This window comes from Nocardia sp. CC201C, from assembly GCF_030010695.1.
GTDB classification, from domain to species: Bacteria; Actinomycetota; Actinomycetes; order Mycobacteriales; family Mycobacteriaceae; genus Nocardia; species Nocardia otitidiscaviarum.
Genome location: NZ_JASCXP010000142.1, coordinates 1 through 15,000, shown reverse-complemented (window position 1 = coordinate 15,000; position 15,000 = coordinate 1). Strand labels below are relative to the sequence as shown.

The 15,000-nt window shown below is 65.1% G+C and carries 8 protein-coding genes and 3 rRNA genes (1 of these 11 only partly in view); 9 read left to right on the top strand and 2 right to left on the bottom strand.

Annotation, left to right across the window (positions count from 1 at the left end):
- From QK444_RS16770 to QK444_RS16745, 6 genes are all read left to right on the top strand, one after another.
- Positions 1-459: ribosomal RNA gene (locus tag QK444_RS16770) — 16S ribosomal RNA — on the top strand; it begins 1,060 nt to the left of the window's first position.
- A 321-nt stretch (positions 460-780) separates the two neighbouring features.
- Positions 781-3,892 (top strand): 23S ribosomal RNA (locus QK444_RS16765).
- Between the two features lie 130 nt (positions 3,893-4,022).
- Positions 4,023-4,139 (top strand): 5S ribosomal RNA (gene rrf / locus QK444_RS16760).
- The 16S, 23S and 5S rRNA genes sit together here, the layout of an rRNA operon.
- Before the next feature lie 400 nt (positions 4,140-4,539).
- The gene (gene fusA / locus QK444_RS16755) at positions 4,540-6,558 is read left to right on the top strand and encodes an elongation factor G (protein ID WP_282781359.1); all 2,019 of its coding nucleotides are present in this window, start codon (positions 4,540-4,542) and stop codon (positions 6,556-6,558) included.
- Positions 6,559-7,533: 975 nt separating this feature from the next.
- The gene (locus QK444_RS16750; protein WP_282781357.1) at positions 7,534-8,166 is read left to right on the top strand and encodes a TetR/AcrR family transcriptional regulator; all 633 of its coding nucleotides are present in this window, start codon (positions 7,534-7,536) and stop codon (positions 8,164-8,166) included.
- 232 nt (positions 8,167-8,398) lie between these two features.
- The gene (locus tag QK444_RS16745; RefSeq protein ID WP_282781355.1) at positions 8,399-9,259 is read left to right on the top strand and encodes an alpha/beta fold hydrolase; all 861 of its coding nucleotides are present in this window, start codon (positions 8,399-8,401) and stop codon (positions 9,257-9,259) included.
- Here QK444_RS16745 and QK444_RS16740 read toward each other — a convergent pair whose 3' ends face one another.
- Complete coding sequence (locus QK444_RS16740) at positions 9,260-11,311, bottom strand: prolyl oligopeptidase family serine peptidase (RefSeq protein ID WP_282781353.1); 2,052 nt, start codon at positions 11,309-11,311, stop codon at positions 9,260-9,262. It abuts the gene before it with no gap.
- 93 nt (positions 11,312-11,404) lie between these two features.
- Between QK444_RS16740 and QK444_RS16735 the strand changes: the two genes are divergently transcribed.
- On the top strand, positions 11,405-12,379 hold the full coding sequence (locus QK444_RS16735; protein ID WP_282781360.1) for a membrane dipeptidase: 975 nt from the start codon (positions 11,405-11,407) through the stop codon (positions 12,377-12,379).
- 21 nt (positions 12,380-12,400) lie between these two features.
- On the opposite strand, the gene QK444_RS16730 is transcribed toward QK444_RS16735, so the two are convergent.
- Positions 12,401-13,156: a TetR/AcrR family transcriptional regulator gene (locus QK444_RS16730; protein ID WP_282781351.1), complete on the bottom strand. Its 756-nt coding sequence runs from the start codon at positions 13,154-13,156 to the stop codon at positions 12,401-12,403.
- A gap of 99 nt (positions 13,157-13,255) precedes the next feature.
- Between QK444_RS16730 and QK444_RS16725 the strand changes: the two genes are divergently transcribed.
- Together QK444_RS16725 and QK444_RS16720 are read left to right on the top strand one after the other, a co-directional pair.
- Complete coding sequence (locus QK444_RS16725) at positions 13,256-14,215, top strand: ATP-binding cassette domain-containing protein (RefSeq protein ID WP_282781349.1); 960 nt, start codon at positions 13,256-13,258, stop codon at positions 14,213-14,215.
- Positions 14,215-15,000 (top strand): ABC transporter permease (locus QK444_RS16720; RefSeq protein WP_282781347.1); only part of this gene is annotated, 786 nt, incomplete at its 3' end. The genes QK444_RS16725 and QK444_RS16720, both read left to right, overlap by 1 nt.

The window sequence follows — 15,000 nt, the reverse complement described above, 5'->3', positions numbered from 1 at the left end:
GTTAAGTCCCGCAACGAGCGCAACCCTTATCTTATGTTGCCAGCGCGTAATGGCGGGGACTCGTGAGAGACTGCCGGGGTCAACTCGGAGGAAGGTGGGGACGACGTCAAGTCATCATGCCCCTTATGTCCAGGGCTTCACACATGCTACAATGGCCGGTACAGAGGGCTGCGATACCGTGAGGTGGAGCGAATCCCTTAAAGCCGGTCTCAGTTCGGATCGGGGTCTGCAACTCGACCCCGTGAAGTTGGAGTCGCTAGTAATCGCAGATCAGCAACGCTGCGGTGAATACGTTCCCGGGCCTTGTACACACCGCCCGTCACGTCATGAAAGTCGGTAACACCCGAAGCCGGTGGCCTAACCCCTCGTGGGAGGGAGCCGTCGAAGGTGGGATTGGCGATTGGGACGAAGTCGTAACAAGGTAGCCGTACCGGAAGGTGCGGCTGGATCACCTCCTTTCTAAGGAGCATCTGCGCAGGCGCCTCGAAGAGTCGAGTGTGACTGTGCCAGAGCCGTTTCGGACTCACCTGTAGTCCGGCGGAGCTCATGGGTGGAACGCTGACAAGCTTCATCGCATCAAGGTTCCGGCCGAGTCCGGGATCGCGGTGGATATATCGACACACTGTTGGGTCCTGAAAGAACAGACGTTCTTTCCAGGCAAAAAACGACGAGACTCAGTCCGCGAGTCATACCGCCGGGAATTTCTCGGGCTGGTGCCGCAGTGGTGAGTGGGTCTTGTGTGTTGTTTGAGAACTGCACAGTGGACGCGAGCATCTTTGTTAGTAAGTGTGTAAGAGCGTACGGTGGATGCCTTGGCACCAGGAGCCGATGAAGGACGTAGGAGGCTGCGATAAGCCTCGGGGAGCTGTCAACCGAGCTGAGATCCGAGGATTTCCGAATGGGGAAACCCAGCACGAGTGATGTCGTGTTACCCGCGCCTGAATATATAGGGTGTGTGGAGGGAACGTGGGGAAGTGAAACATCTCAGTACCCACAGGAAGAGAAAACAACAGTGATTCCGTGAGTAGTGGCGAGCGAAAGCGGATGAGGCTAAACCGGTTATGTGTGATAGACGGCAGTCGTTGCATGGCCGGGGTTGTGGGACATTACTTCTCGATTCTGCCGAGTCGAGCGACAGTCAGAAAAGATCGCGTTAGTCGAATTGGTTTGGGATGGCCAACCGTAGACGGTGAGAGTCCGGTAGACGAAAACGTGTTCTCTGTCGTGTAGTGCTCCCGAGTAGCAGCGGGCCCGTGAAATCTGCTGTGAATCTGTCGGGACCACCCGATAAGCCTGAATACTACCTGGTGACCGATAGCGGACTAGTACCGTGAGGGAAAGGTGAAAAGTACCCCGGGAGGGGAGTGAAATAGTACCTGAAACCGTGCGCTTACAATCCGTCAGAGCCCTCCTTCGGGTGGGGTGATGGCGTGCCTTTTGAAGAATGAGCCTGCGAGTCATCGGTATGTGGCGAGGTTAACCCGTGTGGGGTAGCCGTAGCGAAAGCGAGTCCGAATAGGGCGCCTGAGTCGCATGCTATGGACCCGAAGCGGAGTGATCTACCCATGGCCAGGGTGAAGCGACGGTAAGACGTCGTGGAGGCCCGAACCCACTTAGGTTGAAAACTGAGGGGATGAGCTGTGGGTAGGGGTGAAAGGCCAATCAAACTCCGTGATAGCTGGTTCTCCCCGAAATGCATTTAGGTGCAGCGTCACGTGTTTCACGCCGGAGGTAGAGCTACTGGATGGCCTAGGGGGCCCACAAGCTTACCGAAGTCAGCCAAACTCCGAATGCCGGTGTGTGAGAGCGTGGCAGTGAGACTGCGGGGGATAAGCTTCGTAGTCGAGAGGGAAACAGCCCAGATCGCCGGCTAAGGCCCCTAAGCGTGTACTAAGTGGAAAAGGATGTGGGGTCGCAGAGACAACCAGGAGGTTGGCTTAGAAGCAGCCACCCTTGAAAGAGTGCGTAATAGCTCACTGGTCAAGTGATCCTGCGCCGACAATGTAGCGGGGCTCAAGTACACCGCCGAAGCCGCGGCAGTCACACATGGACATCCCCTTCGGGGCAGTGGTGTGGCTGGGTAGGGGAGCGTCGTGTAGCCAGGGAAGCGGCAGGGTGACCTAGCCGTGGAGGCTGCGCGAGTGAGAATGCAGGCATGAGTAGCGAAAGACGAGTGAGAAACTCGTCCGCCGAATGACCAAGGGTTCCTGGGCCAGGTTAATCCGCCCAGGGTGAGTCGGGACCTAAGACGAGGCCGACAGGCGTAGCCGATGGACAACGGGTTGATATTCCCGTACCCGTGTACCCGCGCCCAATGGCGAATCAGTTGTGCTAAGTGCCCAAAACCGGATCTATCACCTTCGGGTGAAGAGATGGGGCTGCGCACGACCCTGGCTGTAGTAGTCAAGCGATGGGGTGACGCAGGAAGGTAGCTGGGCCAGGTGATGGAATACCTGGTGTAAGCGTGTAGGCCGAGTGATAGGCAAATCCGTCACTCGTACAGGCTGAGACGTGATGCGTAGCCGATTGAGGCGAATTCAGTGATCCTATGCTGCCGAGAAAAGCCTCTAGTGAGTTGGTACACGGCCCGTACCCCAAACCGACACAGGTGGTCAGGTAGAGAATACTAAGGCGATCGAGAGAACTGTGGTTAAGGAACTCGGCAAAATGCCCCCGTAACTTCGGGAGAAGGGGGACCCGGGCTGGTGAACACCTTTGCGGTGGGAGCTGGTCGGGGTCGCAGAGACCAGAGAGAAGCGACTGTTTACTAAAAACACAGGTCCGTGCGAAGTCGTAAGACGATGTATACGGACTGACGCCTGCCCGGTGCCGGAAGGTTAAGAGGACCGGTTAGCGCAGTAATGCGCGAAGCTGAGAATTTAAGCCCCGGTAAACGGCGGTGGTAACTATAACCATCCTAAGGTAGCGAAATTCCTTGTCGGGTAAGTTCCGACCTGCACGAATGGCGTAACGACTTCTCTGCTGTCTCAACCACAGACTCGGCGAAATTGCATTACGAGTAAAGATGCTCGTTACGCGCGGCAGGACGAAAAGACCCCGGGACCTTCACTATAGCTTGGTATTGGTGTTCGGTACGGTTTGTGTAGGATAGGTGGGAGACTGTGAAAGCGGCACGCTAGTGTTGTGGGAGTCGTCGTTGAAATACCACTCTGATCGTATTGGACCTCTAACCTCGGACCCTGATCGGGTTCAGGGACAGTGCCTGGTGGGTAGTTTAACTGGGGCGGTTGCCTCCCAAAATGTAACGGAGGCGCCCAAAGGTTCCCTCAGCCTGGTTGGCAATCAGGTGTCGAGTGCAAGTGCACAAGGGAGCTTGACTGTGAGACAGACATGTCGAGCAGGGACGAAAGTCGGGACTAGTGATCCGGCACCGGCATGTGGAAGCGGTGTCGCTCAACGGATAAAAGGTACCCCGGGGATAACAGGCTGATCTTCCCCAAGAGTCCATATCGACGGGATGGTTTGGCACCTCGATGTCGGCTCGTCGCATCCTGGGGCTGGAGTAGGTCCCAAGGGTTGGGCTGTTCGCCCATTAAAGCGGCACGCGAGCTGGGTTTAGAACGTCGTGAGACAGTTCGGTCTCTATCCGCCGCGCGCGTTAGAAACTTGAGGAAGGCTGTCCCTAGTACGAGAGGACCGGGACGGACGAACCTCTGGTGTGCCAGTTGTTCCGCCAGGAGCACTGCTGGTTGGCCACGTTCGGAAGGGATAACCGCTGAAAGCATCTAAGCGGGAAGCCTGTTCCAAGATGAGGTTTCTCACCCCCTCGAGGGGGTAAGGCCCCCAACAGACCATTGGGTTGATAGGCCAGAACTGGAAGCGCGGTAACGTGTGGAGGTGACTGGTACTAATAGGCCGAGGACTTACCAACAAAGCTGCTACGCGTCCACTGTGCGGTATCTGAAACAACACACGCATGCGGTGTGTCGAGAGCAGGCACCTGCGGGGTATCCCCGCTCGTGGTTTGCTTTCCGCGCGCTGTGTGGACAGTTTCATAGAGTTACGGCGGCTATAGCGGTGGGGAAACGCCCGGTCCCATTCCGAACCCGGAAGCTAAGGCCACCTGCGCCGATGGTACTGCACTCGACAGGGTGTGGGAGAGTAGGACACCGCCGGAACATCCTTCGCGAAGGCCCCGACCACATGGTCGGGGCCTTCCGCGTTTCACCCCCCTCGACATTTCACCAGTCGTCGACCGCCCCGGAAAATCGGTTTCCTCCACCCGCGCGATTGCGTAGTCTCGCAATGCGTCTCGTGCCGCACGGCACGTCGAACCAGGAGGGAGCCGGATGATGCGCGGTCAACGCACCGTCGCGGCTCGTTCGCGCTTCGAGGTGATCCTGGTGTCTTCGCCGGTCCGGTACCGGCTGCGCGGCCGGTACTGAGTCACCCGGACCTTTCACGCATCGACCTCCCCGGGGGTCGAGTCGCGCCGTACCGACGCATCCCGTCTCGGTACCGGCTCCGTCCGGGAATCGCGCTGTAGTGACCCTGCTCAGCACGAAGGACCGAATTTCCGTGCGTACCTCTGTTTCCCGACACCACTCCGCCCACGTCCGTAATCTCGGCATTCTCGCCCATGTGGATGCGGGCAAGACCACCGTCACCGAACGGATGCTCTACCTCACCGGCGCCACGCACAAGCGCGGTGAGGTGCACGAGGGCACCACGGTCACCGATTTCGATTCGCAGGAACGCGATCGCGGCATCACCATCTTCGCCGCGGCGGTGAGCTGCGAATGGAACGGTCACCGCCTGACCGTCATCGACACCCCCGGCCATGTGGACTTCTCCGACGAGGTGGAGCGGTCGCTGCGCGTGCTGGACGGCGCGGTCGCGGTTTTCGACGCGGTGGCCGGGGTGGAGCCGCAGAGCGAATCGGTGTGGCGTCGCGCCGACCGGTACGGCGTGCCACGTATCGCGTTCGTCAACAAGATGGACCGCGCCGGAGCCGATTTCGACGCGGCGGTGGCGTCCATCCGGGAGCGGCTGCACCCGGTACCGCTGGCCGTGCAGCTGCCGATCGGCGACGAGTCGGAGTTCACCGGTGTGGTGGACCTGGTGCGCATGCGTGCGCTCGTCTGGCAGGCGGACGGCCTGTCGGAGCGACCGATTCCCGCCGCGCTCGCCGAGCTGGCGTCGCATCGTCGACGGGCTCTGGACGAGGCCGTCGCGGAACGGCATGCGGCCGCCCTGGACGAGTTCGTCGACCACGCGGAACTGTCGGCGGAGACACTGACCGCGGCCTTGCGCGAGCTGACCCTCGGCGGTGAGATCGTGGTGGTGCTGTGCGGTGCCGCCTACCGTGATCGTGGGATCGAACCGCTGCTCGACGCGGTCGTCGCGTATCTGCCCGCGCCGCGGGATCGCGCGCCGTCCGGTGGCCCCGGCCCGGTGGCCGATCCGACGAAACCGCTTGCCGCCCTGGTGTTCAAGGTGCAGGCGACCGCGACCGGACGCCTCACCTTCGTCCGCCTGTACACGGGCGTCCTGCGCAAGGGGGACACGGTGTCGGATGTCGGAGCCGGTCGCCGGGAGCGGGTGGCACGGGTGCTGCGCGTACAGGCCGACCGCCACGTGGAGGTGGACGGCGCGGTGGCCGGTGACATCGTGGCCCTCGTCGGGCCGAAGGCCGCGGTCGGCGCGACCCTCGCGGCTCCGCACGCGCCGGTGCTGCTGGAACCGCCGACGGTGGCCGATCCGGTGGTCTCGGTGGCGGTCGAGCCGAAGGCGAACGCGGATGCCGAGCGGCTGCGGCTGGCCCTGACGCGATTGACCGACGAGGATTCCTCGCTGGTTGTGCGCACGGATGCGGAGACCGGGCAGACGCTGCTGTCCGGGCTGGGCGAACTGCACCTGGACGTGGCGGTGGAGAAGAGCCGCCGCGACCGCGGCATCGGGGTGACCGTGGGCCGCCCGCAGGTGGCCTATCGGGAGACGGTGCTGCGCGGGGTGTCGGGGGTGACCTACCGGCACGTCAAGCAGGACGGCGGCAGCGGACAGTGGGCGCACATCGTCTTCGATGTGGAGCCGCTGGACACCGCGGATCCCGGTGCCGACGGCATGGAATTCCATTCCACGGTGGTGGGTGGTCGTGTCCCGGCCGAGTTCGTGCGCGCGGTCGCGGCGGGCTGCCGGGATGCCCTGGCGGCCGGTCCGCTCGGTGGTCATCCGGTGACGGGTGTGCGCATCACGTTGACCGACGGCATGATCCACGTCAAGGACTCCTCGGAGCTGGCCTTCCGCACGGCCGCGCGCCTGGGTGTCCGAGATGCGCTGCGCGCCAGCGTAATGCGCCTGCTGGAGCCGATCGTCGAGGTGACCGTCACGGTGCCGGAGGAATTCGTCGGCGCGGTGCTCGGCGACTTGGCGGCCCGTCGTGGCCGGATCGTGGGTTCGACGACCCGCGGCGGAGCCGTGGTGGCGACGGCGGCCGTGCCACTGGCTGAATTGTTCGGCTATGCGACTCGTTTGCGCAGCCGCACGCAGGGGCGCGGTGAATTCACTACCCGGCCAGTGGGTTACGCGCTCACCTGACCGATAGCCCGTCGAAACACGCGGTCCCGCAACCGAACCGGGTGCGGGACCGCCGCCGAGTACTCGCCGCCCCGGGCGATCGGCGTGACCTGTGGTTGAACGCGCACCGGCAAATTCCGAGCGGGGGGTTCCGGTCGCGGCCCGGAAACGTGCTGAACCCGGCCCGGGCGCGGTGGCGCACCGGTGGCTCTGCCGGGCCGCCGAGTGCCCGCCCGCGCGGGGCGGACGCGAGTGTTTCACATGGTTGGAGGGGCCGCCGGAGGCGCCGCGGCAAACATGGCGAAACGGCTGGTCGCCGCCGTCCGCCGCACCCGGGAAATAGTCCTAGAAAGATCCTTCAAAACGCTGCCGCACCTGCTGGACGCTCGGTATCGTCCCGATGGCAAACAGCCAGTGACAGATACTGGCGCCGTAGTTGGATCGGAGTACCCCCATGACCGACATCATCTCGGACATCCTCGCGCAGACCATCCTGAAGCTGCTGTCCTCCGGATCGGCAAGTGGTTCGGCGGAGTAGCCGGATGGTCGCCACCTTCCGGCGCTCGCGCGGAAGTGAACGATGCGGCGCGGGGCTCGGTCCATGATGAGGTGGACCGGGCCCCGGCTGCGTTCCGGGCGACGCGCTGCACGGCACGCTCGGTCGTCCCTGCTCCACTGTGGTGCACAGCGGTGTCGGCCAAATAAATTCTAGAAAAATCCGACAAAAGTATTCCACTCGGAGCGGCCGCTCGGTATCGTGTGGAACGGCAAATGATCAGTGATCATCGGGCCAACGCGACACAGCGGCCGGGCCTCCCCCCGGGCTCGGGCGACGAACCCCGGCAGTTCCCCTGCCAATTCCCGACTGCCGTTGGGCTGGTCGCCATGCTCCGATGCACTGAGCCAACTTTCGGCAATCGCGCGGTATGTCGAAGGTACAAACGAAGGGGCCGATCCATGACGAGGGGATCGGCCCCTTCGGTATTGTCTGGCGCAATGTCTCAGGAAACGAACGCGGGAAGAATGTACGCCGGGCAGCCCGTAGAAGACCGGCAGCGGCAGCGACGTGCGCGTTTTCTGGAGTCCGGGCTGACGGTATTCGCGCGGGACGGGTACGCCAACAGCTCCGTCGGTGCCATCTGCAAGGACGCCGGTCTCTCCTCTCGGCAGTTCTACGAGGAGTTCACGGGGCGCGAATCGCTGCTGCTCGAACTCTACGAACAGATCGACCGGGAATCACGGGAAGCCGTGGCGGCCACCATCGCCGACCACACGGACGCCAGCGCGATCGAGATCATCGACGCCGCCGTACGCGCCTATATCGAATCCATCGGCCGCGACCCCCGCAAGGCGCGGGTCTCACTGGTCGAGGTGGTCGGCGCGGGCCCCAAGGTCGAGAAGTTCCGACTGGAACTGCGCCGCGCCTGGGGAGCGCTACTCGCCAGCGCCGCCGAGGACGCCGCCATGCACGGCGAAATCCCGCCCGGCGACTACGAAATGCGCGTTCTGGCCATTATCGGCGCCGTCAACTACGTGGTGGACGCGTGGAGCGGCTCCGACCCCCGCCAGCCGCTGGACGACGTCATCCGCGTGCTGCGCCGCATCATCATGGGCGCGGTCAGCGCCTGATCCCACCCCACGCTCGCCCGACGTGGGGCTGTGGCCCCGGCGCGGGCGTGGGGCGCGCCACCGAGAAGACCACACCGGCATCTGGATGCGCCGCCCCTCCGGGCATGGGGGTGTGCGGCATCGGCGGGCATGGGGCCGTGCGGGCCCCGCCGGGCATGGAGCGTCCGGCGTCGGCGGGCACAGGGCGCGGCGCCGTGGACACGAATCCGCGGTGGAGCGGTAGCGTGCGCGTATGGAGACTGTGCCGATCCAGATGCCGGACGGAACCACCGTGCCGGTCCGATTGGTGCCCGCGCACGGTGCACACCGGCATGCGATCACGCCGGACACGCCGCGTCCGGTGGTGGTGATCGCGCCGGGGCTCGGGGTACCGGCCGCCTACTACGAGTTCTTCGCGAAGGATGTCGCGAGCCGGGGATTCGACGCCGCCATTCTGGAATTGCGGGGGAACGGCGACAGCCGCCCGAAACCGAGTCCGTCGAGTGCCTACGGATATCAGGAACTCGTCTCCGTGGATTTCCCGGCCATGTTCGAGGTGGTGCGGGAGCGGTTCCCACGTTCGACCCCATATCTGCTGGGGCACAGCCTCGGTGGGCAATTGGGCGTGCTGTACGCGTCCCGGATCCGGGGTCGGCTGGGCGGATTGATTCTGATCGCCTCGGGCACCCCTTACCACCGCGGTTACGGCGGCCTGGCCTCCACCGGACTGCTGCTCGGCAGCGCCGCGGTCTCACTGACCGCGAATCTCGCCGGTTTCTGGCCCGGGGACCGGATCACCGCGGGCGGTTTCGGCCGCCAGTCGAAGGTGCTCATCGCCGACTGGGCGCGATTGGCCCGCACCGGGAAATTCCAACCTGCCGGTGCGGACATCGACTACGAGGAGCGCATCGCGCGGCTGAAACTGCCGGTGCTGTCCATCACCATCACCGGTGACGACCTCACCCCCCGCGGCTCGGCCGCGCATCTGCTGGAGAAGCTGTCGGGCGCGGACATCACCCGGTGGCACAATCCGGAATCACTGGGGCACAACGGCTGGATTCCGGATTCGCGCGGCACGGTCGACTACATCGAGAAATGGTTGCGTGACCGTTGATCACTTCCCCATGAGTCGCTGGGTGAAGAATTCGAAGATGAGCGCGGCCTGGAACGCCGACTGCTTGTTGTCGGCGGCGCCGCCGTGCCCGCCCTCGATATTCTCGTGGTACCAGACGGGATGGCCCTGGGATTCCAAGAGGGCCGCCATCTTTCGTGCGTGCCCCGGATGCACCCGGTCGTCGCGCGTGGAGGTGGTGAGCAGGATCGGCGGGTAGGGCGCGTCCGCCCGGGTGTTCTGGTAGGGCGAGTACTCGCTGATGTACTGCCACTCCTCCGGCTTGTCCGGGTCACCGTATTCCGCGATCCAGGAGGCGCCGGCCAACAGCAGGTGATAGCGCCGCATATCCAGCAGGGGCACCTGACAGACGATGGCCCCGAACAGTTCCGGGTACCGGGTGAGCATGACGCCCATGAGCAGGCCGCCATTGCTGCCGCCCACCGCGCCCAACCGGTCGTGGGTGGCGATGCCGCGGGCGACCAGGTCCTTGGCCACCGATGAGAAATCCTCGTACACCTTGTGCCGGTTGGCCTTCTGCACCGCCGTATGCCACTGCGGCCCGTATTCGCCGCCGCCGCGGATATTGGTCATCACCCAGGTGCCGCCGCGCTCCAGCCAGCCCATGCCGGACGCGCCGCTGTAGGCGGGTGTGCGCGAGACCTCGAATCCGCCGTACCCGGACATGATGGTCGGGCCGGGTCGACCGATCCGATCACGGTGGCGGATGACGAAATACGGGATCATGGTGCCGTCGTCGGAGCGCGCGAAGTACTGCTCGGTCTCCACGCCCGCGGCGTCGAAGAACTCGGGCTCCTTCTTGAGCAGTGTGGTCGGGCCGCCGACGGAGCCGGAGAGCAGGGTGGTGGGTGTGGTGAAACCGCTGGTGGTGAGCATGAATTCGTCGCCGCCCTCGAGCGGGTCCAGATTCATGACGCTGGTGGTGGCCATGCGCGGGGCGTCGGCGAGCGGTTCGCGGACCCAGCCGTCCGTTCCGGGCGTGACCACGTAGAGCTTGGTCTGCACATCCTCGAGCGTGATGAGCAGCAGATGGTTCTCGGTCCAGCCGTAGCCGTGCAGCGCGGTGTGCGCGTCGGGTTCGAAGATCACCTCGAAATCGCGTGCGCCGCCGAGGAAGTCGTCGAAATCGGTGGCCAGCAGCGCCCCCGCCGGATACTCCCGGCCGCCGACCTCCCACGGTGACTTGAGCCGGACCAGCAGCCAGTCCCGGTACCAGGATTCCGAGGAGTCGGTGGGCAGCTCGAGCCGCCGCAGCGTATCGCCGTCCTCGAGTAGGTACACCTCTTCGTTGAAGAAGTCGGTGGCGCGGCCGACGAAATGCCGTTCGTAGCCGGGAGTCCGGTCGTAGCCGGCGGATACCGCCACATCCGATGGCTCGCCCTCGAAGACGGTGACCGCCTCCGCCAGGGGCGTGCCGCGCCGCCAGCGCTTGGCGATGCGCGGATAGCCGGAGTCGGTGAGCGAGCCGGGCCCGAAGTCGGTGCCCACGTACACGGTGTCGATATCGATCCACCGGATCTCGGACTTGGCCTCGGGCAGATAGAACCCGCCGTCCTCGGGTGCGAGGAATTCCTTTGTCTCGATCGCGAATTCGCGGACCACCTTGGCGTCCGCACCGCCGCGCGACAGGCTGATCAGCGCCCGCTGCTGCTCCGGCCGCAGCACGGCCGCGCCGCCCCAGACCCAGTTCTCGTCCTCGGCGGCGGCCAGGGCGTCGAGATCGATCAGTACCTCCCAGGCGGGCTCGTCCTTGGAGTATTCGGCGAAGGTGGTGCGTCGCCACAGGCCCTTGGGGTGTTCGGCATCGCGCCAGAAGTTGTACAGCCAGCGCCCGCGCCGTCCGGGGTAGGCGATGCGGGTGTCGGTGTCGAGCATGGCGAGAATGCGCGACTCCAGTTCGGTGAAGCGGTCCGACGAGGCGAAGGTCTCGACCACCACGTCATTGCGTTCCCGCGCCCAGTCCAATGCGCGATCGCTGGTGACCTCTTCGAGCCACAGGTAAGGATCCGTCACGCTCTCGTCAACACCGCTCATGGCCCCATTGTTGCCGAGGGCGCATCGGTGTGACGGGGAACCCTGCTCAGTAGGATTGCCGGACGGATGCCGATTGCTGTCGAGGAGGCGTGGATGCGACCCGCACCGTGGGAGCAACACTGCTGCCTGCCGCTGCTGCCCAGCGCCGACATCCGCGAGCTGGCGCGGTATCCGGTCGGCAGCTATGTGTCGGTCAATGTCGGGTACGCGCCGCACTCCACGGCGGACGCGCTGGCGCTGGTGCGGCAGTTCCGCCGTGACGCCGCGGCGCGACCGGAGTTTCGGCTGGTGGAGTCGTTCGCCGACACCCTGGCCGATGGGGTGATCGCGCTGGCCTTCGATCTGGAGGACTCCGGCCCGCTCGGCGGTGACCTGGACAATGTCGCGGTCTTCCACGATCTGGGGGTCCGCTCCCTGCTGCCCACCTACAACCACGCCAATGCGGCGGGCTGCGGTTGCCTCGATACCGCGGACACCGGGCTCACCGGGTACGGACGCGATCTGGTGCGCACGCTCAATGAGGTGGGCGTATTCGCCGACGGCTCACATTGTTCGGTCCGCACCGGATTGGACATCGCCGCGACCACCAGCGTTCCGATGATCTACAGTCACTCGAATTTCGCGGCCCTGTGGGCGCATCCGCGCAATATCACCGACGATCAGGCGCGTGCGTGCGCGGAGACCGGCGGTGTGGTCGGCATCAACGGGGTAGGAATCTTCTTGGGGCGCAACAAGCCCGAGGGTAGGGCCGCGCGCGTCGAAGCCATGGCCGATCACATCGTCTACGGTGCGGAGCTGGTCGGTATCGAGCACATCGGCATCGGCTCCGACTTCTCCTTCGACGGTGCACAGTTCAATGCCGAGATCGCCGCGAACCCGGGGAATTTCTCCGAGGATTACACGCGCTGGGGTCCGTTGCAGTGGACCCCGCCGGAAGATCTGTTGGGGGAGAACGAGGTTCCCGGGCTGGACACGGTGCTGGCCCGCCGCGGGTTCACCGAAGCCGAGATCGCGGCGGTGTTCCGCGACAATTTCGCCCGGGTGGCGCGGCAGGTGTGGCGGCGCTGAGGCGCGGCGGCCGAGCCGGTCTCACTCGGGTCGATCGCTGACGACCGTCCGTTCGAGCCCGTCGAGCACCCGCCGCAATCCCCAGCCGAAGTGGTCGTAGCTGGGGTCGAAGGTGTTGTCGCCCATTCCCGCCAGGATCGGATAGCGTCCGGTCGCCATGGCCTGGTTCAGTGCCGGTGCCTGGGCCTCCCAGAATTCGAGATCGGTCATGCCGGTGCGGAGTTCGGCCTCCTGCGCGTACAGCTGGGTGCGCGCGGCGCCGACCACATAGTTGTCGATCAGCAGCACCACGGAGATGAGTTCGCGGTCGGGCAGTCCCATGGGTTTGATCCGGGCGAGGATGCGCTCCATGCCCTCCACGGCGCTCGGTCCCATGACCGGTCGGCTCTGGTTGACCTGGATCAGCCACGGATGTCGCTGGTACAGGGCGAGTGTCGAGTACGCCACGGCTTCCAGGGCCGCACGCCAGCCCGCCTCCGGTTCCGGTAGTCCGTCGAACTGGGGGTCCTGTACGCGGTCGAGCATGAGATCGAGCAGTTCGGCCTTGCCGGGCAGGTAGCGGTAGAGCGTCATGGTGCCGGTGCCCAGTTCCGTGGCCACCCGGCGCATGGTGACCGCGTCCAGGCCCTCGGCGTCGGCGACGTGGATGGCGGCCTCGACGATGCGGTCCAGGGTGAGTCCGGGTTTGGGGCCGCGGCTGGGGCGGGGGCCGGTGTTCCACAGGAGCTCGAGAGTCCGTGCGAGATCACCGCTGCCACTGGTCTCGGTGCTGCTCATGGTCTCGAGCGTAGCGGTCCGGGAAAAAACTGGGTACGTTGTACTCGAAATGGGGTACGATGTACCCGGTTTAATTCCGAGTGATAGCGGAGGACGACGGTGGCCGACTATGCGGTACTGGCCGAGGGGTTGACCAAGAGATATGGAGCGAAGAACGCACTCGACGGATTCGATCTGACGGTCCGCGCGGGCACGGTGCACGGCCTGTTGGGGCCGAACGGCGCGGGCAAGACCACGGCCGTGCGCATCCTGTCCACCCTGCTGCGGCTGGACGGCGGGCAGGCGCGGGTGGCCGGGTTCGATGTGGCCCGCCAGCCTGGGGAGGTGCGGGCGCGCATCGGGCTCACCGGCCAGTACGCCGCCGTGGACGAGGTGCTCACCGGGCAGCAGAACCTCGAGATGTTCGGTCGGCTGTTCCATCTGGGCGGGCGGCGAGCGCGGTTGCGCGCGCGGGAACTGCTGGAGCGTTTCGACCTCACCGATGCCGCCGACCGCGGCGTCGGCAAGTACAGCGGCGGCATGCGTCGCCGTCTCGACCTGGCGGCGTCCATGATCCTCGCGCCGGACGTGCTCTTCCTCGACGAGCCGACCACCGGACTCGATCCGCGCAGTCGCAACGAGGTGTGGGAATCGGTGCGCGCGTTGGTCGCCGACGGCACCACGGTCCTGCTCACCACGCAGTATCTGGAGGAGGCGGATCGGCTCGCCTCCCACATCACCGTCATCGATCAGGGGCGGGCCATCGCCGACGACACCCCCGACGGTTTGAAGAACATCGTGGGCGGCGACCTCATCGAGGTGGTGGCGCTGGAAGTCGCCGATCTGCCCCTGGTGGCGAAGGTCGTTGCCCGCGTGAGCGATACCGAACCGGAGACCGTGGAGGTCGAGCGACGCGTGCACGCGCCCGTCGCCGATCGGGTCGCCGCGCTCACCGAGGTGGCGCGCGCCCTGCAGGACGAGGGCATCGCCGTCGAGGACATCGGGCTGCGCCGCCCCAGTCTCGACGATGTCTTCCTACATCTCACCGGTCACCGCACCGCTACCGAGGAGGCCGCCTGATGAGCGCCGTCGATCTGACCCCCGAGCACCGTTCGCGCACCTACTGGGCGGTGGCCGACTGCTGGAACATCGTGCGCCGCGGGCTGACCCACTATCAGCGCCAGCCGGTGAACATCGCTTGGCAGCTGGGCTTTCCGATCGTCTCGGTGCTGCTGTACGGCTATGTGTTCGGCAGTGCCATGGTGGTGCCGGGCGGAGGCGACTACCGCAGCTTCCTGATGCCGGGCATGTTCACCATGACCATGGCCTTCAGCTTCGTGAACACCGCGACCGTGGTGGTCTACGACGCCACCAAGGGCGTGATCGACCGGTTCCGGTCCATGCCCATGTCCGCCTCGGCGGTGGTCTCCGGTCGCGGTGTCACCGATCTGCTGGTCGCCTGCGCGGAGCTGGGCATTCTCATGCTGACCGCCTTCGCCATCGGCTGGCGGCCCACCGGTGGATTGCTCGGCGTGGTGGCGGCGTTCGTGCTGCTGCTGTGGCTGCGCTTCGCGCTGATCTGGGTGGGCGTGTGGCTGGGATTGATGGTGCCGAATCCGGAGGCGGCGGGCGGTCTGTTCGCGGTGGTCTTCCCGCTCACCATGATTTCGAGCATCTTCGTCGCCCCGCAGTTGATGCCGTCCTGGCTCGGCACGATCGCGGCGTGGAATCCCATCTCCTCGACGGCGGCGGCGACCCGCGAGCTGTTCGGCACCCCCGTGGGCAGCGGGGATTCCTGGGTGGAGCAGCACGCCGCGCTGATGGCGCTGGTCTGGCCGCTGGTGCTCACCGCGATCTTCCTGCCG